Origin of the sequence: Chthonomonas calidirosea T49 (assembly GCF_000427095.1) — a bacterium.
In the GTDB taxonomy this organism is placed as follows: Bacteria; Armatimonadota; Chthonomonadetes; order Chthonomonadales; family Chthonomonadaceae; genus Chthonomonas; species Chthonomonas calidirosea.
Genome location: NC_021487.1, coordinates 2,980,370 through 3,000,033 on the forward strand (window position 1 = coordinate 2,980,370; position 19,664 = coordinate 3,000,033).

At 55.1% G+C, this 19,664-nt stretch carries 15 protein-coding genes and 3 tRNA genes; 9 read left to right on the forward strand and 9 right to left on the reverse strand.

Annotated features, from left to right (window positions below; translation table 11 throughout):
- Positions 1-14: 14 nt before the first annotated feature.
- Positions 15-1,181 (forward strand): glycosyltransferase, encoded by a 1,167-nt coding sequence (locus CCALI_RS12500; RefSeq protein ID WP_016483840.1) that lies wholly within the window; start codon positions 15-17, stop codon positions 1,179-1,181.
- On the opposite strand, the gene CCALI_RS12505 is transcribed toward CCALI_RS12500, so the two are convergent.
- From CCALI_RS12505 to CCALI_RS15470, 5 genes are all read right to left on the reverse strand, one after another.
- A complete protein-coding gene (locus tag CCALI_RS12505; RefSeq protein ID WP_016483841.1) occupies positions 1,174-2,142 on the reverse strand; it encodes a M48 family metalloprotease in 969 nt (322 codons plus the stop codon). The genes CCALI_RS12500 and CCALI_RS12505 overlap by 8 nt on opposite strands.
- A gap of 200 nt (positions 2,143-2,342) precedes the next feature.
- Positions 2,343-2,912 (reverse strand): cytochrome P460 family protein, encoded by a 570-nt coding sequence (locus CCALI_RS12510; protein WP_016483842.1) that lies wholly within the window; start codon positions 2,910-2,912, stop codon positions 2,343-2,345.
- A 77-nt stretch (positions 2,913-2,989) separates the two neighbouring features.
- A complete protein-coding gene (locus tag CCALI_RS12515; protein WP_016483843.1) occupies positions 2,990-4,099 on the reverse strand; it encodes an NHL repeat-containing protein in 1,110 nt (369 codons plus the stop codon).
- A gap of 81 nt (positions 4,100-4,180) precedes the next feature.
- Positions 4,181-5,011: a LytR/AlgR family response regulator transcription factor gene (locus CCALI_RS12520; RefSeq protein ID WP_016483844.1), complete on the reverse strand. Its 831-nt coding sequence runs from the start codon at positions 5,009-5,011 to the stop codon at positions 4,181-4,183.
- Positions 5,008-6,279, reverse strand: coding sequence for a sensor histidine kinase (locus tag CCALI_RS15470; RefSeq protein ID WP_016483845.1), 1,272 nt, complete (start codon positions 6,277-6,279; stop codon positions 5,008-5,010). Before CCALI_RS15470 ends, CCALI_RS12520 begins: the two co-directional genes overlap by 4 nt.
- Before the next feature lie 167 nt (positions 6,280-6,446).
- Here CCALI_RS15470 and CCALI_RS12530 point away from each other — a divergent pair.
- From CCALI_RS12530 to CCALI_RS12540, 3 genes are all read left to right on the forward strand, one after another.
- Positions 6,447-6,519 (forward strand) — tRNA-Arg (locus tag CCALI_RS12530).
- Between the two features lie 45 nt (positions 6,520-6,564).
- A tRNA-Gln gene (locus CCALI_RS12535) sits at positions 6,565-6,635 on the forward strand.
- A gap of 42 nt (positions 6,636-6,677) precedes the next feature.
- Positions 6,678-7,025, forward strand: coding sequence for a DUF488 domain-containing protein (locus CCALI_RS12540; protein WP_231730014.1), 348 nt, complete (start codon positions 6,678-6,680; stop codon positions 7,023-7,025).
- A gap of 167 nt (positions 7,026-7,192) precedes the next feature.
- On the opposite strand, the gene CCALI_RS12545 is transcribed toward CCALI_RS12540, so the two are convergent.
- The 3 genes from CCALI_RS12545 to CCALI_RS12555 all read right to left on the reverse strand — a co-directional run bounded on the left by CCALI_RS12545 (position 7,193) and on the right by CCALI_RS12555 (position 10,081).
- Positions 7,193-8,635 carry a CCA tRNA nucleotidyltransferase gene (locus tag CCALI_RS12545; protein ID WP_016483846.1) on the reverse strand — a complete coding sequence of 481 codons (1,443 nt, stop codon included), beginning with the start codon at positions 8,633-8,635 and terminating at the stop codon, positions 7,193-7,195.
- 73 nt (positions 8,636-8,708) lie between these two features.
- The gene (locus CCALI_RS12550; RefSeq protein WP_016483847.1) at positions 8,709-9,911 is read right to left on the reverse strand and encodes a hypothetical protein; all 1,203 of its coding nucleotides are present in this window, start codon (positions 9,909-9,911) and stop codon (positions 8,709-8,711) included.
- Between the two features lie 97 nt (positions 9,912-10,008).
- Positions 10,009-10,081 (reverse strand) — tRNA-Val (locus tag CCALI_RS12555).
- A 134-nt stretch (positions 10,082-10,215) separates the two neighbouring features.
- On the opposite strand from CCALI_RS12555, the gene surE reads away from it, so the two are divergent.
- From surE to pyk, 3 genes are all read left to right on the forward strand, one after another.
- Entirely contained in the window at positions 10,216-11,022 is an 807-nt protein-coding gene (gene surE, locus CCALI_RS12560; RefSeq protein WP_016483848.1) for a 5'/3'-nucleotidase SurE, read from the forward strand.
- Positions 11,009-12,679, forward strand: a complete 1,671-nt coding sequence (locus tag CCALI_RS12565; RefSeq protein ID WP_016483849.1) for a glycoside hydrolase family 28 protein — start codon at positions 11,009-11,011, stop codon at positions 12,677-12,679. The genes surE and CCALI_RS12565 overlap by 14 nt, the downstream gene beginning before the upstream one ends.
- A 71-nt stretch (positions 12,680-12,750) precedes the next feature.
- A complete protein-coding gene (gene pyk, locus CCALI_RS12570) occupies positions 12,751-14,238 on the forward strand; it encodes a pyruvate kinase (protein WP_016483850.1) in 1,488 nt (495 codons plus the stop codon).
- A gap of 54 nt (positions 14,239-14,292) precedes the next feature.
- On the opposite strand, the gene acnA is transcribed toward pyk, so the two are convergent.
- Complete coding sequence (acnA, locus tag CCALI_RS12575) at positions 14,293-17,013, reverse strand: aconitate hydratase AcnA (RefSeq protein WP_016483851.1); 2,721 nt, start codon at positions 17,011-17,013, stop codon at positions 14,293-14,295.
- A 164-nt stretch (positions 17,014-17,177) separates the two neighbouring features.
- Here acnA and CCALI_RS12580 point away from each other — a divergent pair, with 164 nt between their 5' ends.
- Positions 17,178-17,729, forward strand: coding sequence for an O-acetyl-ADP-ribose deacetylase (locus tag CCALI_RS12580; protein ID WP_016483852.1), 552 nt, complete (start codon positions 17,178-17,180; stop codon positions 17,727-17,729).
- Positions 17,730-17,807: 78 nt separating this feature from the next.
- Positions 17,808-19,583, forward strand: a complete 1,776-nt coding sequence (locus CCALI_RS12585) for a right-handed parallel beta-helix repeat-containing protein (RefSeq protein WP_172636655.1) — start codon at positions 17,808-17,810, stop codon at positions 19,581-19,583.
- Positions 19,584-19,664: the final 81 nt, after the last annotated feature.

Genomic DNA, 19,664 nt, shown 5'->3' on the forward strand with positions numbered 1-19,664 from the left:
GCTAAATAACATCTATGCGTATCGCTCTTTTTTCCGAATGCTATACTCCCGTTTTGAACGGGGTAGTCATCGCCATTCAAACCCTCCGAGAGACCCTGCGCTCTATGGGGCATGAGGTCTTTATTTTTGCGGCCGGAGATCCCCAGCCAGACGATGAGCAGGTCTATCGTCTCCCAGCCTTACCGTTTCCGAAACATCCTTATCGTTTTGCTCGTCCGTTTCCCACGCTACCGCTTGACTTTAGCCAGTTGCAGATTGATATCGTGCATTGTCAACACCCTTTTCCTGTGGGGCGTCTCGGTGCCCGTTTAGCCCGCAAAAACGGCATTCCCTTGGTCTACACGGTGCATTCGCTTTACGATACCATGCTTTTGCTGGCGAAACCCGCCCTTGTGAGGCGACTCGGGCCGCCGACCATGCGTAACGTCATGCGACGGTTTTGTAATCAGGCTGATGTCGTTATCGCCCCGTCGCACTATGTCGCCCAAGCGCTTGCCCGCTGCGGGATCGCGGTGCCCATTCAGGTGGTGCCTAGCGGAGTGATACCCCCGCATGTTACACCGGGAGATCGCGAATCCGTGCGATGCCAAATAGGGATTTCGGAAGAGGTGCCAGTGCTTCTTTACGTGGGACGGCTGGCACCAGAGAAGCGAGTCGATCTTCTGTTGGAGGCGGTGGCGCTGCTGGAGCAGAGGTCTTTGAAGGGACCGCAAGGCGCTTTTCGTTTGTTGCTGGTTGGCGACGGCCCCTGTCGTGCTCAGCTCGAATGGCAGGTGCAACGATTAGGAATTCAAGGCCGCGTCGTTTTTGTTGGGGCTCAGCCACATGCAAAGATAGGCGCATGGTATGCGGCTTCCGACATTTTCCTGATGCCTTCGCCCATGGAGACCCAGGGATTGGTGGTTATCGAGGCCATGAACTGCGGTCTGCCCTGCATCGCCGTGAGCGAGGGAGGGGCAGGGGAGGCGGTGATACCGGAGCAGACGGGGATTTTATGCCCTTTTAGTGCGTCGGCGTTTGCAACCGCTATTGAAATGCTCCTAACCAACCCATACCGTCGAAAGCAGATGGGGCAGAACGCCTATCGGCATGCGGAAATCTATGCTCCTGCACGCACAGCTCAGAACATTTTGGCCGCCTACACGCAGGCACAAGCGAAACATAAAAGAGAGCCTATTTAGCTTTTTTATGCGGATGATATCTCTGCACGAAGAGGCTCCAGCGGGGGCGCCAATTCAATGCCTGTTGGGTAACGGAGCGCAGACCGGCTTCCCATAGTTTGGGTTGAATGGCGCTCCACGGTGCTCCCTCTTTTTGGCGAACAAGCCAGTAGGCAATTTGGAACTGAACAAAATAGTTGGGGACGCGGCGGTCGGCCAACAGACCGTGCAAATGCAGCACCTGCTGCTTCGACTGCCAGTAGGATGGAGCCTTTTGTCTTTGAGTTGCGAAGAGCCAGTCCACTTTTGGAAGCGGCCTAAAGAACCCGACTCGGGCGGCCAGATCGGCCATCTCCTCTTGGATATCGGCTAATGTGCGTCGGCCTGGGGCGGCTAAAAATTCCTGCCATAGCACCTCATTTGCCTTCTGTTTTACGTGGGCTGCGCGTAGCAGATCGGCACAGCGGCTCTGATAAAACGCCTCCCATTCACTCTCTATCCAGGCTTTTGCGCGGTCCGCAAGGGGCGCCAGCCCCCTTTGTTCCAGCTCTTTATCAACCACGCCCCCGCGATGTGGGGCTGCGTAGCGCTGTTTTGAACCGGAACCAAACCCATGGGCATAGTGTGCCAATTCATGGGCGATAACCGCCTCCACCACATAAAGAGGAACCGCTGGGTCTGCCAAGAGGCCATTGAGACGAAGGATAGAGGTATGATTTCGTGCCCCAATCGAGCCAAAACGCCGATGCGCTCTGCGCCCGAAGTGGGCAACAATGGGGTAGGTTTGAACGACATCGGCAAAATAGGTGGTGCGTATTTGGTTGACTAAGGCGTTGAGCCAGGTATCGTCTCGTGAAGTAACATCGAGCCTATCGGAGATGACCACAGCCTCAGAGATGAGGACTTCTTCAAGAGGTTCTAAGGGGATGACATCTTTAGATGCTGCCTTTTTCTGGTTAGTTCTACGGCTCTCATCTTCCATTCACTACTACCAACCTCCTCCTTGTGAAGACACGCATGTACGACATGTCTAGTATAACCCTGTATCGTAAAATTATCGTGAAATTTTAGCGACAACAGAGCGAGGGACATAGAGCGTGAAGACAAAAAAGGGGTAACGAGGCCAAGCTTTCGGCCTAAAATCCCCGCTCCGGTCAGAAGGCACTATCACCAATATCTGCTTTAACCTTTTGGAACGTAGCTTGTAAAGACAAAGTCGCGGTTTTTTACAATAGCGTGGCAGTTAAAGCACTCTTGGGCGAAGCTGGCATTTTGGCCGTAAGGCGTGTATGTTTTCGTTGCGGGGTGGTAAACGAAGCGAGCGAAGCCCCAGCCACCAGTGCTCTTGAACTTTGGGTCGCGCACCATAAACTCCACACGCTGCAACACGTTCGGCTCGATGGCGCTAGGAAAAGAGCGGATCGGCTTCAGAGAGTATCCTATCTTCACAAGGATCGCGCCCGTAGGAAAGTTGTGACCGTTTTGTGGGATCCCCTGCCGGTAAGCCTGAACGGCCAGGGGGTTGCCAAGAATATAGCGCATCTCCTTCATGTCAGGGCGATAGTGCATGGCCACTACTTCCCAGTGCTCGTAACCCTTAATGAGCCCGAAATGGATGCCGTTGGGGGCGCGCAAGCTCCATTTGGCATTTTCTTTGGCGGTTGTTTGTCCCCAGCCTGTTAAGGTAACCGCTAGGACGCCGGCGGCAACGCCACAGAGTGGAAGAATGCTCCTCTTACCTTTAAGCCACATATCTATGCTCCTTGCATCAGATATGTGGGGCGTGTAGAAAGACACGTCCCACATAGTTTGTAGAACTACTGTTATTGTTATTGTGACAGCTTCTCGACAGTGTTTTGGTTGTCATTAGTGAAATAGACTACTAGATTACCGTTGCTATCCGTGGTAGCAACCACCCCAAAAAGGGCGGAACCTGCTCCCGTAATTGGATTTACGGGGGTTAAATCAACGGGTTTAACCGCGACAACCTGACCAGATGGAGTAAGCTCTACCAAGTTATTGTCTTTTTGGTTGGCGACGATGAGGTCTCCATTTAGGGGGTTCAATGTCATCCCCGCTGGCTGGTTTAAGGGGCTGCCTTGGTAAACCACCCGACCAGTAGTCATACCTGTAGTAGTGCTGTTAGGAATGGCGATAATGGAATTTGTGGCACCATCGGCCACATAGAGGGTATCGTCGGCCGTATGCACCATTCCCTGGGGTCCAACGATATTAGAGGCGTTATTACCGCTATGCCCCAGGTCTGGGGTGATCTGATCAAAGCTAAATGACGGTTTCCCATTGACGATGCTAATGTTGATGCGCACAACCGTGCCTGCATTGACGTTCACCGTAAAGAAAGCTAGTTTGCCACCATAGCCTCCATTGAAAGCTTGTCCCCAGCCGGCTACCACTCGCGGATCGGTGAAAGTTTGGTTAACGATGCCTTTGGGGGTTACGATCTGTACATTTCCATCATTGCCTGTACCGCTAAGGCCATAGTTCGCTATCCACATATTACCGTTTGGCGCAAAGGCAATAGCCACCGGGCCGGCCGTGCTCACGGTGCCGCCAGAAGCTGTGGGTGCGTTCATCTCATTATAAACGGTTACCGGTTTCCCATTACGAATCGCTTCCACGGTGGTGCCAGCTCCATTGACTCCAGAGGCATTGCTGAAGTTAGAAACAATAAGGTCTCCGGGCTGCACATGGGCTGGATTCCCATCTCCCGTAAAACTGGTAGGCGCAAAAGCAATAGCATAGGGATTCTGATCGCCATTCGTTGGGTCTACCGTACTGGAGACAGTGGTGATATGCTGGAGGCTGGCTATCGTGTTTCGTGTGGGGGGATTCGATACAGGACTGCTTGAACTGCCACCGCAACCTACAAGAGCAAACGTAGGAAGAACGAAGAGAAGATAGCGAAGTGCAAACTTCATGAAATTCCCTCCTTAAGTCATATTGTTTTTACGGTACCCAAACCCGCCACAGAAAGAAGAGATGAGTACCGTTCAACTATTTTACGAGGATGGATTCTTCTCTTTGCACAGATTTGCTCGAACTGCCGTTTTTATTGACTGAATGGACGAAGACGGCAGGCGATGATTTTTTAGGTGGGAGGCCAGCAAAACGGCTCCAGAGCGTGAGGCCTCGATGATGGTGTGATTTTGGTCGCACAGATGAACCTGATAGAGCCTATCCCCATAGTGTATGATCTTCTCAATGGCTTCTAAATTAATGATCGCACTGCGTGAGATGCGCAAAAAAGGCATACCTTTCAACCAGTGCTCCAAGTTCAAAAGGGAGTAATAGGTTGGATACTGCTCTTGTTGCGTATAGATAAAGGTCTTTCTATCGCGGTGTACTGCCGCAAAAATATCCATTTTTGAGAGAAGTTTAATCGTATCGGTAGCGATGTTTTTTACGACAAGTCTCTCCTCATCAGGACGAAGGTTGGCTATGGTAAAGGTCTCCGGTAGATGGTAATTGCGCAAGCGCTCTTCGAGACGGAGCACAGTTTGGCGTACTCTGTCGGAATGAAGGGGCTTCAGCAGATAATCCACTGCCGCTAATTCGAAGGCGGCAACGGCCTTATCGGAGTATCCTGTTACAAAGACAATGGCAAGTTGAGGCGAGAATCTCCTAAGTTGCTGTGCTAGTGCAAATCCATCTGATCCGGCTAAGCGGAGGTCAATAAAGACCACATCGGGGTGTAGTTGAGCAAAGAGGGCGAGGCCTTCATCTGCACTTATTGCAGAAGCCACAACCTCTATCTTTTCTGTTTCATGAAGCAGCCGTCGGAGATACTCCTGAGCGAGCGGTTCGTCTTCTATAAGTAAGGCACGTATCATGGTGACAGCTCCGATTCGTCGGTAGCAATGGGAATGCAAATCTTTACATAAGTACCATTGTTGGGCGTACTCCTAACATCTATTTGCCCCTTTTTACCGTACAATACCTCCAAACGACGTTGTAGAGTGCTAAGTGCGTGAGGCGGATGAATATCTGATGAGAAGAGCTGTTTAAGACGAATGGGTGGTATCCCGATCCCTGTATCCTCCACCTGAATAGTAAGTTTCTGATGCTCTCGGAATACCTTTATGGAAACAAGGCCTCCCGCATCTTTTTTGTTTTGGAGGCCATGTTGTACGGCATTTTCTACGATCGGCTGAAGGAGAAAAGGAGGCACAAGAACGGTTTTCGGATCAACTGTTACTTCCCAGGAGATCTTAAGGCGTTCTCCAAAACGCAGTTTTTCGATATCGAGATAGGCCTCTACCACCTGTATCTCGTCATATAAGGAGACCAAATCCTTTTCCCAAAAGGCGCATGAACGCAAGAAAAAAGCCAACCTCTCGATCGCCTGAGGTACCTTTTCAGGGGCAATTTTGGAAAGAGCTGATATGGTATTAAGAGCGTTATAGAGGAAGTGTGGATTCATGCGCGCAAGCAGCGCCCTGACTTCCAAGTTAGCTGCCGATTGGGCCTGCAGCTTCTGATACTGTATGGTGGCGATCACAAAAAGAAGTAGAGCCACTCCAAAGCCGTTGATGAGGGCAGTACAAGTTTCGACTACTATGGAAAGCGGCGGTGCAGGCATGGAAGACACAAGCTGATGTAGCCCCCATGCGATAGGGTAACGTGCCCAGGAGGCTAGGGTGCCAATGACGAAACCGGTTAAAGGACGTTTTGCCCAAAGGGGTTGATATCGTTGAATTGCGCCCCCAAGCAGACCTCCAAGCAGCATATTGATCCCAAGACCGGCCAGGGAACCTGCCTGAAAGAGCTTCGCTAAGAGAACCGCGCAACATCCAATACCAAAGCCAAAACCAGGCCCTTCAAGCAGACCTGCTACACAGCTCGTTACAACACGTGTGTTCATGGGGGTGTGTTGAAGTGCTACGAGCTCTTCAATAAAAACCATTGCGATATATACAAAAAATCTTTTCCAGCGCTCAGGCCACGACTCTTTGCCTGCATTTTGAGAGCCGTAGAGAGGTTGATATCCAATAAACAGTAGTAAAACAGAAAAAGTTGTTATAATTGAAGCCTGTGCAATAGCATAGAACAAGATTGTGAAGTGTATTGGCTTTAAAAATGAAGCTAGCGAGGGTGGCATGGTAGTATTCACAATATCTGAAAAAGCGTTTCTTAACCCTGTTTACGTGCGAAGGAAACGGAACTGCACAGAACCACCGCATGTAAGATGGAGCTGTCCGTAGGCCCTTGAGGTGAGAAAGGACGCTTGACAGTAGAGCGCGAAACAATGTATATTTCTATCAGCGCGCGCCTGTAGCTCAGCGGATAGAGCGTCTGCCTCCGGAGCAGAAGGTCGCAGGTTCGAGTCCTACCAGGCGCGCCTTCTTTATGGGTGCTCAGGTATACTATAGAGCGCATGTGCCGTTGGGAGGTCGTCCAATGGCAGGACAGCGGTCTTTGGAGCCGCGAATCGTGGTTCGAATCCACGCCTCCCAGTTCTGTAGTGATAGGGTAAGGTTCTAGAAGGGTATTCGGGGCATCCTCGACGTTCGCTGTCATGCCTACTCGCACAAGTTTGGCTTTTCAGGAAGCCCCTTAAAGAAGTATGCGAAGGCCCTACAACTGCGTTATTGGCACATTCCTGTGCTGGGCGTGGAACCAGCCCCGCGCAGACATCTTCAGGAGAGGCCCGACTACGACCGACTCTTCATCATCTACGAACGGGGCCTCCAAGAAAAGCAGGTATTTGTCGAACGTGCATTGAACCTTTTAACGCAACAGCCTGTGGTTCTGCTCTGTTTCGAGGCCGACCCAGCTCTCTGCCATCGGAGCCGCTTAGCGGCCTGGCTTGCAAAGCAGTGCCCACTTCCTATTCAACATCTGTGAGAACATGCCACGCTAGGAAATGATTTCGTTCGAGAACGTATTCTCATTACCGTGAAGACGTACCCGCATCCTTCTAAACGCTATGGTGAACTCGTTTGTACGCCTCTTTAAGAATTGGCCTGGTGGGAACTAGCTAAGAGACTGTTCTCTCGCTCATGATGCCATTTCTATCCCTGGCTTTTAGGCGGAGCTTGGGGGGCGGTCTGTTGCCACCAAGAGAGAAGCTTCTGCTTGGCCGCTTCGCGATCGTCCGGCGCTAACCGCCCCTCGATCACCTCGTTGATCAGAAACTCCTTGGCCTGCCCAACCACCGGCCCCGGCTTTACGTTGAGGAGCTGCATAATCGTTTTGCCATCCAGTGGGCTTTGTAGCGAGCGAACGCTGTCGGCATTGAGCTGGGCGATACGAGCGCGCAACCCCGCAATGTCTGCCCGCGCCTGCTCGGGTACCACGGTTGCTGCAACGTCGCACTCAGCAAGGGTAAGCAGGTCTTCAAGGTAGGGCCCACACTCTCGGATCAGGCGTTTCACGGCCGCATCGCTCCAATCAGGCCGGTATTCGCCAGGTCGCATATGCAGCTTAACCAGTGTGGTTACGCCCTCTATCTCCTCATTGGAAAACTTGAGGCGACGCATCATTTCACGCACCATCTCAGCCCCAACCGTTGCATGGTGGTAGAAACGTATCTGTCCCTGGACTTCGGTGCGAGTTCGTGGTTTGCCGATATCGTGCCAAAGCAGGCCTAGCCTCAGCGTCAGGCTGGCGTTTGGGGGTAAGCACTCTAAGGCCACCAAGGTGTGATCCCACACATCGTAACGGTGCCAACCTCCTTGCTGACAACCCACCATCTCCACCATCTCCGGCAGGAACTGATGGAGAAGTTTAAGTTCGAGCAGCATCTGAAGTCCGCGATGGGCTTTGGGGCCATCCAAAAGGACGATCTTCACGAACTCATCACGAATGCGCTCATACGATATGGTAGGGGGACTTAAGCGATAGGCTTCTTTCATGATTCCCTCTTTGGTTTTGGGTTCTATTTCAAAATCGAAGCGCGCGGCAAAGCGCACGGCACGCAGCATGCGCAGGGGGTCGTCGTAAAAGGTGACGGCCGGGTCGAGGGGCGTGCGAATAATTTTTGCGCGCAGATCGGCCAAGGCCAGGCCGGTAAGGTCGAGGAGTTCGCCGGTATGAAGGTTTTCTAAGAGCGTGTTGATCGTAAAATCCCTTCGATACACATCCTCACGGAGGCCGGCGAACTGCACTTCAGGCTTGCGCGACTCGGGGCGGTAGCTCTCCGCCCGTGCCGAAACCAGCTCGACGGTACAGGCAACTCCCTGAGCCGTAGCCACCGTGATGCGCGCGGTGCCAAAACGAGGGTAGACCACAGGAGCATGCGTTGAAAGCCCTTTTTTATGGAGAAAATAGGCGAGCTCAACGGCATCCCCTTCGAGAACGATGTCCAGGTCGGGCGAGGAAGGGATGCCCAGCTCCCGATCGCGTAAGAGCCCTCCCACAAGATAGAGCCTGCCTTCATAAGGGGTGCCACGGGTGGCCTCACGCAGGCGATGGATTGCATCCTCAATGGCTTCCGATAAGTTCTGAGATGTCAAGAGCGTTTACCGTTGCAGGAAAACTGAAACAGACTGCACAGATAGTCTACCTTGCTCTGCAAAAGACGCCTATCTACATCGTCTCTTCATGCGCTTGAAGCGTCTGTAGGCAGTCGGAGGCAGCCGACTGAACCGCTGGAGCAAGGTTGGGAAGCAACAAGAGCTGTTGGAGTAGAGGGATGGCGCGCTTATCGCCACATCGTTTGAGATCGTCGAGCACGGCCAGCACCAGCGCTTGTTCCGTCTCCTTCTCCATGGCAGCGCGTAATAGAACAAGAGCCTCCTGTTCAGGGTCAGTTCGGGCGGGGCGCAAAAGTTCGAGGGTAGAAGAGGAAGAGTGGGAGGCAACGCGCAACAGGGTCTCTGCCTCCTTCTGCTTGGCAAGACGCTCTTCAATGTGGCGTTGCACGGAGGCCGCCTTCTGCTGAACCGATGGAAACTTTCCTAGCTTATCTTTCCCATTGGCAAGCTGTCGAATGATGGGTAGCACGCTTTGATCTCCCACCTTTTCAAGAGCCTCCAGCAAGAGGAGGGCCTTAGCCTCCTCTTCTTCCTCGGAGAGGAGCCATGCCAGACAGGAGAGGGTGCGCGGTGCAACGGTGCCATAGTGTGCGGAGGTCAGCGCGGGCAGAAGGCTAAACAGAGTGGTAATCTCTATTTTCACCAAAGCACGCATCGAAAGGATGACTCTTGGGGCAAGAGCATCCAGAGCTTCGAGGGCCTTTAGTTGCACCACAGCGTGGGAGGCCTCTTCTCGTACCGCATCGGCGTAGGGCACAGGGCCGTTGCACGTAAGTAGAAATGTCGCCAAGGAACTTAACGAAAAGTCAAGAACTAGCACCATGTCGTGGTACAAACTGAAAACTACTGCTATAAATAGGATCGCGATTGAGCCAATTAGTAGAGCCCGTAGGGCTTTGTTATGCTGGCCTATGAGCACATGTATGAGGAGCGACACGACCTCTTCGCGGTTCTCCGGCGTAAGAGCCGTATGCACCAGACCCCAGACGGCAAGTTGCTGTTCCGCCCGTCGCCATGGCAAGTATTTGGGTGACTTCAGCGCATCTTTAAACGGCTCTATGGGCAACGGCGCATGAGAGGGATCGGCTAAGAAACGCTCTATGGCTTGACGTATGGGGCTGGAAGCGCGCACTTTCTGAAGAAGCGATTCCACCCGCGATCGCTCGACAGGGTCGAGTTGAGAGGCAGCGTGAGGATAATGTAACGTATCATTTCGCGATTCAAAAGAAGGCTCTTGGATCTCATTGTGCGACATGAGTGCGCTCCGAAGTTATTTACCTTCTCTAACGGAGCAGGTCGGCCTACGGTTTCAATTTTTACAACAAAACGGTACCTTACTTACAATAAAAAAGTGGGCGAACAGGGACTTGAACCCCGGACCTCTTCGGTGTAAGCGAAGCGCTCTACCGACTGAGCTATTCGCCCATAGTGGTCTTATTATACCGCAAAGCAGCCCCTGTTGGAAAGATATTTTGCCGTCTTTCCGGAGGTTAGGGGGCGCTCGAAGCAGGTATAATCCATTTTGATATCCGCTTAGCTCTCCTGTTGAGAAAGTCAAATTGCGTATTCTGCTAACAAATGATGACGGCGTGCAAGCCGCGGGTCTCCATGCGGCCCGTCGTGCGCTCGGCCGTATCGGGGAGGTCTTTGTTGTTGCGCCCGAACGCCCTCGAAGTGCCGTTGGGCACTCGATAACGCTTCACAAGCCCCTTCGGCTTACCGCTATCACCTTTCCAGATGGTGCAGAAGGCTTTGCCTGCAACGGTACCCCCGCCGATTGTGTCGCCCTCGGCTACGAGGTTGTTATGAGCGGTCGCTGCGATCTCGTGGTCTCTGGAATCAACGCGGGCGCCAATTTAGGTTGGGATGTGGTCTACAGCGGTACGGTAGCTGGCGCTCGTGAGGGGGCCGTGCTCGGCATTCCCTCGCTTGCCGTTTCCCTCTGTCTGCCCGAAAACGTGGCCGCCAACACTATCTCTTTCGAGCCTATCGCGACCTTCATTGGGCAGGTGGCCGAGCGTATTCAACGCTATGGCCTTCCTCCCCATGTGCTGCTCAACATCAATATTCCCTACAAACCCGATGCATCGGAGCTTCCCATCGCGATCACGCGGCAGGGGCGGAGGGAGTATGTCAACCGCATCGCGGTGCGTGAAGACCCCTATGGACGACCCTACTACTGGCTTGGGGGCAGTGTGCGACCGGAAGAGCCTGAACCTGGCTCGGACGTCTATGCGGTTCAGCACGGAGCCATCTCCATTACCCCCATCCATCTCGATATGACGGCCTATTCGCTGATGGAGGCCCTGCAGGGTTGGGGCTGGGAGACCTTTCCTATAGAGGAGCGAGACCATGAAGCGACGTGAGCTGCTCGGCCTTTCGGGGGCCTTTTTCCTCACGGGAGGAGGCCAAACCGAAGCGGTAGCAAAGGATCTAGGGTTGGATGTCCGCCGTTTTGGCGCGGTGGGAGATGGGAAGACAAAGAACACCGCTGCCCTTCAGCGCGCAATAGACACGGCTTCGGCGGCCGGTGGCGGAACGGTGTACGTGCCCGCCGGCATCTACCTCACAGGTGGCCTTGTGTTGAAGAGCAACACATGTCTCTATCTTGATGCCGGTGCTACCCTGTTGGGCAGCACCGACCCCGCAGATTATGAAGACCATCCTGGTCCGGCAGCCGGTGGCGATGCCAACACGCGCCATCTCCTCTTTGCCGAGAACGCCGAAAACATCGCCATCTGCGGTTTAGGAACGGTGGATGGGCAAGGCCCGACCTTTTGGCAGCCTACCCATCGTCCGCCTCCTCGCCCAGAAGACCTTTGGCGCGATGTGATCGCCTACGACTATCGGCCCATTCGCCAAGGTGGGAAGCAGATACGTCCCTCCCCAATGTTGGAGTTTGTTCGCTGCCGAAACGTCCATATAGAAGGCGTGCTGCTTGCTAACTCGCCAGGATGGACGCTACGCCCCATTCTCTGCGAATCGGTTACCATTCGGGGCATCCGCGTGCGTAACCCCGTCTACGGCCCCAACACCGATGGAATGGACATCACCTGTTGCCACAACGTCTTTATTTCCGACTGCGACATCGCCACCGGCGACGATGCCATCTGCCTTAAAAGCGAGAACCCTTACGGTGGTCCGGTGCAAGCCAACGAAAACATCACGATCACCAACTGTGTGCTTACCACCTGCTGTAACGGTTTTAAGATGGGCACAGCGACCCATGGCGCCTTTCGAGACATCACGTTCACCAACTCGGTGATCTACAATGCGGATGCCGACCCCATCAATGCACGGGTGATTGCCGGTATCGCCATCGAGATGGTGGATGGGGGATCGGTGGAGGGCATCGTTATCTCGAATATTGCGATGCGCAACGTGCGTACCCCTCTTTTTGTACGCCTCGGCACACGAACAGAGAGCCCGACCACGCCCACCTCGCTTCGAGGCGTCCGAATCAGCCAAATTTATGCCACCGGTTCTCTGCTAACCTCTTCCGTTACAGGGCTACCGAGCCATCGAGTACAAGAGGTGCAGCTAGAGAATATCTTCATCGAGACCGTGGAGGGAGGCAAGGCCGATTGGGTTGAGCGCACGGTGCCAGAGCAGCCAAAAGCCTACCCTGAGGCGCGCATGTTTGGAAGGTTGCCCGCCTACGGCTTATACTGTCGCCATGTGGACGATTTGCGGCTCTCACAAATAGAGGTTGTAACCAAGGTTCGGGATGAGCGACCCGCCCTGGTTTGTGACGACGTGAAGCACCTCACGCTGAACGGTTTGCAGGCTTCGGCACCCTCCACCGAAATACCATTGGTGCTGCTAAACGATGCGCAAGGCGTCTTCATCCATGGATGCACGGTACCGCAAGGCGTACAAACCTTTCTAGCGCTATCGGGGCCTCAGACCGCGCGCGTGCGGCTTGTTGGAAACGATCTCTCAGGAGCCAAACAGGCGTTTACGCTGCGGCCCGATGTGCCAAAGAGGGCCGTGCGAGCTACTGGAAATTTGCAATGGGGCTGAAAAGGGGGTAAAGTATCTGATAACTTAGAAACCATAAGGAAGCAAAGAAACGCTCCGAAAGCAAATTTGGCATGACATTGCGAAAAACAAAAATTGTTTGCACCATCGGGCCAAGTAGCTGTCATCGTAAAACGCTAGAGCGTATGTTGCAAGCTGGCATGGATGTTGCCCGTCTTAACTTTTCCCACGGTGACCATGCCTGGCACGCGCAGGTGATCGCCGACCTGCGCGAAATCTCGCAAAAAGTGGGCAAACCTCTCGCCCTTCTGCAAGACCTCTGCGGGCCAAAACTTCGGCTAGGTGACCTTGGAGCCGACGGTGTGTCGCTGAAAAGAGGTCAGGTGGTGGGCTTCATTGCGCATGATGTCCTGGAACCTCCTGCAAGCCCCTCCGACAAGCTTCTCCTGCCGCTGCCGGTGCCGGAGCTGCTGGCGGCGCTTCAGCCGGGACGCAAGCTGCTGCTCGATGATGGAAAAATCCTTCTGCGGGTTCTGCGCACCGAGCCCACAAGGGAGGCGCCAGCCCCCATTGTTTGGGCGCAATGCCTCTCCGGAGGAAAGCTGCTTTCGCGTAAAGGGGTCGCGGCGCCGGGCACTCCGTTCTCTATTCCCGCTCTCACTGCGCGCGATCTCGATGACCTGCGTTTTGGCCTAAGTCAGGGGGTGGATTGGGTGGCTGTCTCTTTTGTGCGCCATGCAGAAGACCTTCAACCCATCTTCTCCACCATGCAGCAGCTGGGAGTGCGGGTGCCCGTGATGGCCAAAATAGAGAAGGTCGAGGCGGTTCACCATTTTGAGGCCATCTTAAAGGTTGTGGATGGGGTGATGGTAGCGCGAGGCGACCTCGGGGTGGAGATGCGCTTTGACGAGGTGCCCATCGTGCAAAAACAGCTCATTCGCGCCTGTAACCGAGCGGCAAAACCGGTGGTCACGGCCACCCAGATGCTCGAATCGATGATACAGTGTCCGCGCCCAACGCGTGCTGAAGCCGCCGACGTGGCCAATGCGATCCTCGACGGCACCGACGCCGTTATGCTTTCGGCCGAGACGGCCTCTGGAGCCTATCCTGTGGAGGCCGTGCGCACCATGGCACGTATTGCGCTGACAACCGAAAAGGCCTTTTTCCGCAATCGCAGCTATGCGGAGCGCTTGGCGCCTCCGCACCAACTCACCGAGGCCGTCGGCCATGCGGCCGCCCAGATCGCCTGTGAAATTGGCGCCAAAGCCATCCTCTGTGCTACCTCCACCGGCCGAACCGCTCGCCTGGTGGCCTCGCATCGGCCTCCCGTCCGTATTCTTGGGGCCACTCCGAGCCGCGCAACCTATCACGCTCTTGCCATGGTATGGGGGGTGCAACCCTGCCTTGTCGAGGCGGTAAAAGACACCGACTCCATGATGCGTGAAACGCTGGATGTGGCTCAGCGATTGCAGCTGGTGCGTCCTGGCGATACGGTGGTGTTGACGGCCGGTGTGCCCGTAAATCGCCCCGGCACTACCAACCTTATCCGTGTCCACACCGTGGGGACAACACTAGAAGCTAACCCGCTAGCCCATTCCTAAATAGGCTAGCGGGCATGTGGATGGCCGTCTATCTCCGCGGCGAATCCTCGCGTTCTAAGCGGTTTCGAGCAGCTGCCTCAGCACATATTGGAGGATGCCGCCATGTCGGTAGTATTGCACCTCCTGAGGCGTGTCTATGCGGGCAATCACCCGAAACTCTTTATGGCCTCCATCCTCTGCGGTAGCCCGTACAGTGAGCTCTCGGCCATGGGCGAAGCCGGTAGCAATGGCTTCACGCAAACCCAAAATATCGTAGTGCTCTCGACCCGTGAGCCCTAAGCTCGCTGCGCTCTCGTCTTGGCGATACTGGATGGGAAGAATACCCATGCCCACGAGGTTGGAGCGATGGATGCGCTCGAAGCTCTCGGCCAACACGGCGCGAACGCCTTGAAGATAGGGGCCTTTGGCGGCCCAGTCGCGGCTCGACCCAGAGCCATACTCTTTACCGGCAAGCACAATGAGTGGCGTGCCATCCTGCTTATAGCGCATAGCCGCGTCGTAGATGGTCATCACCTCACCGGTGGGGAAGTAGATGGTAACGCCTCCCTCGGTGCCAGGCACCAAGAGATTTTTGATGCGTACGTTCGCAAAAGTTCCCCGCACCATGACCTCATCATGACCGCGGCGCGCCCCATAAGAGTTGAAATCGGCCGGGTCTACCCCGCGTTCAATCAAATAGCGCCCCGCGGGAGAGGTGGGTTTAATGGAGCCAGCTGGGGAGATGTGATCGGTTGTGATGCTATCCCCAAACATCGCCAGAACTCTCGCACCGCGGATATCCTCCACCGTTTCCGGTGCCTCGCGCGGCATGTTGTCGAAGTAGGGTGGGTTCTTGATGTAGGTGGAGTTCGGATCCCAAGAGAAGAGGGCGCCGCGTGGCGAATCGATTCGGTTCCAGTTCTCATCCCCTTTGAAAACATCGGCGTAGTTTTCTCGGAACATCTCGGCTCGCACCGCCTTCTCTATCGTTTCAGCCACCTCCTGCTGTGTCGGCCAGATATGGCGCAAGAAGACTGGATTGCCCTCCTTATCCTCGCCTAGTGGGTCGTTGTATGGATCGAAATCCATATGTCCAGCCAGCGCGTAGGCCACAACCAGTGGAGGCGACATCAGGTAGTTCGCACGCACTTCAGGCTGAATACGTCCCTCAAAGTTGCGATTTCCCGAAAGCACCGAACAGACCACCAGTTTGCCTTCCTCAATAGCACGACTTACCTCGGGCAGCAGCGGCCCGGAGTTGCCAATGCAGGTGGTGCAACCGTAACCTACCGTAGCGAAACGAAGCTGCTCGAGATAGGGCAGCAGGCCTGCCTGCTCTAGATAACGGGTGACCACACGGCTGCCCGGCGCCAAAGAGGTTTTGACCCAAGGCTTAGACTCTAGGCCCAGCTCCACGGCCTTTTTTGCCAAAAGGCCAGCGGCGATCATCACGGAGGGGTTGGAGGTGTTGGTGCAGCTTGTGATGGCAGCAATAACTACGGAGCCATGGCTCAGCTCGTAGGTGGCCTTGTCCGTCTCCACCTTCACACGGGTGGCCAGCGCCGTCGCTCCGTTGGAGGCGGTGCCAGGCCCTAATAGCGAGGGGAGAGCCTGCTCCCAGGCCTTTTTTGCATTGGAAAGGGGGATGCGATCTTGCGGACGGCGTGGGCCGGCAATGGAAGGTTCCACCGTGTTGAGATCGAGCTCTAAGGTCTCGGAGTAGAGGGCTTCGGGCGCGTCGAAGCTGTGGAAAAGTCCCTGCTCCTTCATGTAGGCCTCTACCAGAGCGATCTGCTCTTCGGAACGCCCTGACATGCGAAGGTAGCGAAGCGATTCCTTGTCTATAGGGAAGATGCCGCAGGTGGCCCCGTATTCCGGCGCCATGTTGCCAACCGTTGCGCGGTCTGCAAGGGGAAGCGAGGCCAGGCCCGGGCCGTAAAACTCCACAAATTTGCCCACCACTCCCTTTTTGCGTAGCATCTCCGTAACGGTCAACACGAGATCGGTGGCGGTAGCGCCTTCCGGCAGGGCGTTAACCAGGCGGAAACCCACCACCTGCGGAATCAGCATGGAGACCGGTTGCCCTAACATCGCTGCCTCCGCCTCGATTCCGCCCACGCCCCAGCCCAGCACCCCGAGCCCGTTGATCATGGTGGTATGCGAGTCGGTGCCGACCAGCGTGTCGGGGTAGGCCATCACGGTGCCGTCCGGACGGGCATCGGCAAAAACCACGCGCGCCAAATACTCCAAATTAACCTGGTGCACGATGCCGGTGCTTGGAGGAACGACCTTGAAGTTTTGAAAGGCCGATTGACCCCACTTCAGGAACGCATAGCGCTCTCGGTTGCGCTCGAACTCCTTGGCGACGTTCAAGGGCAGCGCGTCTTTTCTGCCAAAATAGTCCACCTGCACCGAGTGGTCAATAACCAACTCCACAGGCAGCAGTGGGTTAACCTTTGAGGGATCCCCTCCAAAACGGGCCATGGCCTCTCGCATCGAGGCCAAGTCTACCAGGCAGGGTACCCCTGTGAAATCCTGCAATAGGACTCGGGCGGGGCGAAAGGCGATCTCCCTTTCGGGCACCGCATCGGGGCGCCAGCGTGCCAGGGCAAGGATGTCTTCCGCAGTTACCGTAATGCCATCCTCATGGCGTAGCAAGTTCTCTAAAAGGATTTTCAGAGAGTAGGGGAGTTTGGTAAGGTCAATACCGTGCTGTGCAAGGGTTTCAAGACGGTAGTAGGTGTAGGTTCTGTCGCCCACACGCAGTGTGGTGCGGGCGTTAAAGCTATTTTTCATGAAGGCCTCCTCAGAACTCTTTGATCAGCAGGCGCCTTAAAGGAAAATTCAATGCGACACTGTTGAATCTACGTAGGAATTCTACCACTCTCTGATGAAAGAATACAAACACAGGGCTTCTTGAGGGGAAGCCCTTGAACCGAGAAAAGAAGGAGAGGCGGTCTATGTCTACAACTCCCTTTGATAGAATGGAGATTGTAGAAGGCGATATTACCCGTTTGCAGGTGGATGCCATCGTGAATGCGGCCAACACTACGCTGCTGGGAGGTGGTGGCGTGGATGGCGCCATTCACCGTGCCGCTGGCCCGGAGCTTCTCGAGGAGTGCCGAACTCTGGGGGGATGCCCCACAGGGGAGGCTCGCATTACGAAAGGGTATCGCTTGCCGGCGCGCTATGTGATCCATGCGGTGGGGCCGGTATGGTACGGCGGCGATCGGGGGGAGGATGCCCTGCTGGCGAGCTGCTATCGTCATAGCCTCCGCCTCGCGAAAGAGCACGGCGTACGCACCATCGCCTTTCCGGCGATCAGCACAGGCGCCTATCGCTTTCCCTTGGAGCGCGCCACACGCATTGCCCTAAAAGAGGTGGCCGACTTTCTGCAACACAAGCCGCTACCGGAAAAGGTGATCTTCTGCTGCTTTGGCGCAGAGGCCTTTAACACCTATAAAGAGGTGCTCCAAGAGCTGCGAGCGACATCGGAGCAACAAGAATCATAGATGATTATGAAAAGACACCTACGACGTATATTCCTATGGCTCGGCGTCGGCGGGATGCTAGCAGGAGGAAGTTTCGGCTTGCTTTCAACGGAGGCACAGGTCTACCTCTACGGTGCCCGCCGACAGGCCTCTATTTTGACGGTGCACCTGCCGCCCAACGCGCCGGAGGCGCTGCAGCAGGCAATAGAGAGTGCCTATAAGGAGGGCTATCGCGGGGTGCGCATCGTGCCAGGAACTTATCCCATCGAAGGCCCGAACAACGATTTTGCGCTGCGCTTGGTGAACATGAGGGACTTCGAGGTGGATGGTCGTGGGGTGACCCTAGTGCGGCTGAATCCGCGCCAAGGCGGAATCCACCTCGATCACTGCACTCACGTGACCTTGCGCGGTTTTACCGTTCGCTTGGCGACCACCGTGCGCACTCAGGGCGCCATTGTGGCCATAGACCCTCACAGAGAGTGGTTTGACATTGTCGTAGATAAGGGCTATCCCACGGACCTCGACAACCCGGCAGATTTTGACCCTCATCCTACCGCCTATTTCTTCGACCCAAAAACTCTCCAGTGGAAGCCGGGCGCTTACGATGTTTCCATTAGCCGGGTGGAGCGGCTAGGGCCTAACAAATTCCGGTTCCACGGCAGCTTTGGTGCTGACCACACCATGGCCGTCGGCGATCTCGTAACCTACCGAAACTACCTCTCCACCGATCTGGAAGTAAGCGATTGTGCCGGCATAAGGGTTGTAGGCCTCACCTTTGTAGGCCCGACTGGATGGGTCGTGCATGAGGGGGGCGGAGAGGGAGGTAACTTCTATAACTACTCCATTCTCTATCCACCGCCCCCGCCTGGGGCCACGCGCAGGCCGTTGATGGCGGCCGGGGCGGATGCCTTTCACTCCAGCGGTATTCGGCACGGCCCAACGGTTGAGGGATGCCTTCTGCAGGGGATGCCCGATGACGGAATCGCGATACATGGCCGCTACGCTATGGTGCAAGAATCCAATGGCAACCATCTCATCGTGCGGGTTCCTTGGGGCAACTTCTTTCAAGTAGGCGATCGCGTGCGGGTCTATACCAAAGATCTCGTGCCTTTAGGTGAGGCCAAGCTAAATGGAGTTGAAGTTCTCTCTAACTATCAGCCGCAACGCCAAACCGATCAAAAGGCCTTTAAAGAGGGGTATGTTTTTGTGTCCCTCACCCTCAATCACGATCTGTCCGCGCCTTTTGAGGGCCTCGTGAGCGATCCCGATGAGGATGGAAGCGGGTATGTGCTACGTAATAATATCATTCGCAATAACCGCGCACGCGGCCTGTTGCTAAAGGCCGATGATGGGCTGGTTGAGAACAACACGATTGATGGCAGCACCATTGCGGGCATCGTGATCGCGCCGGAGCTGTGGTGGAACGAGGCCGACTATAGCCATCATGTGGTCGTGCGCAACAACCACATTCGTCATGTGGGCTACGTCACTTGGCAGGGAACCGACCAAGCGGGCGCCATTTCGGTAATGGCATCGAACGACCACGGCTTCGTGCCCGGCTATGGGCACCAGGACATTCAGATTGATGGCAATACCATAGAGAGTTGTGATGGGGTGAACCTCTTGGTGACCTCTGCGGAGAATGTGGATATCCGTAACAACGTTTTTCGCGATGCGCAGCAGCATCCCTCAAACCGTGGGGCTAACTGGCTTGATCCTAAAGCGCTCATCTACCTGACGGAATGTAAGGGGGTGCACCTGCAAGGAAACCGAGTGGAGAGGCTAGGGCATGAAAACACTCGTCTGGTAGAGGCCACCAAAACGGCTCTGGAGGTTACTGGTGTGAGCCAGGGTGTGCGTTTAGCGGCACGATGAGAGACGTTGGTGGATGAGGGCGAAAGGCAAGCCCGCTGGCCATGGGCAGAGGGGGGAGGTGGAAGGCATCTGAGGCTTGAG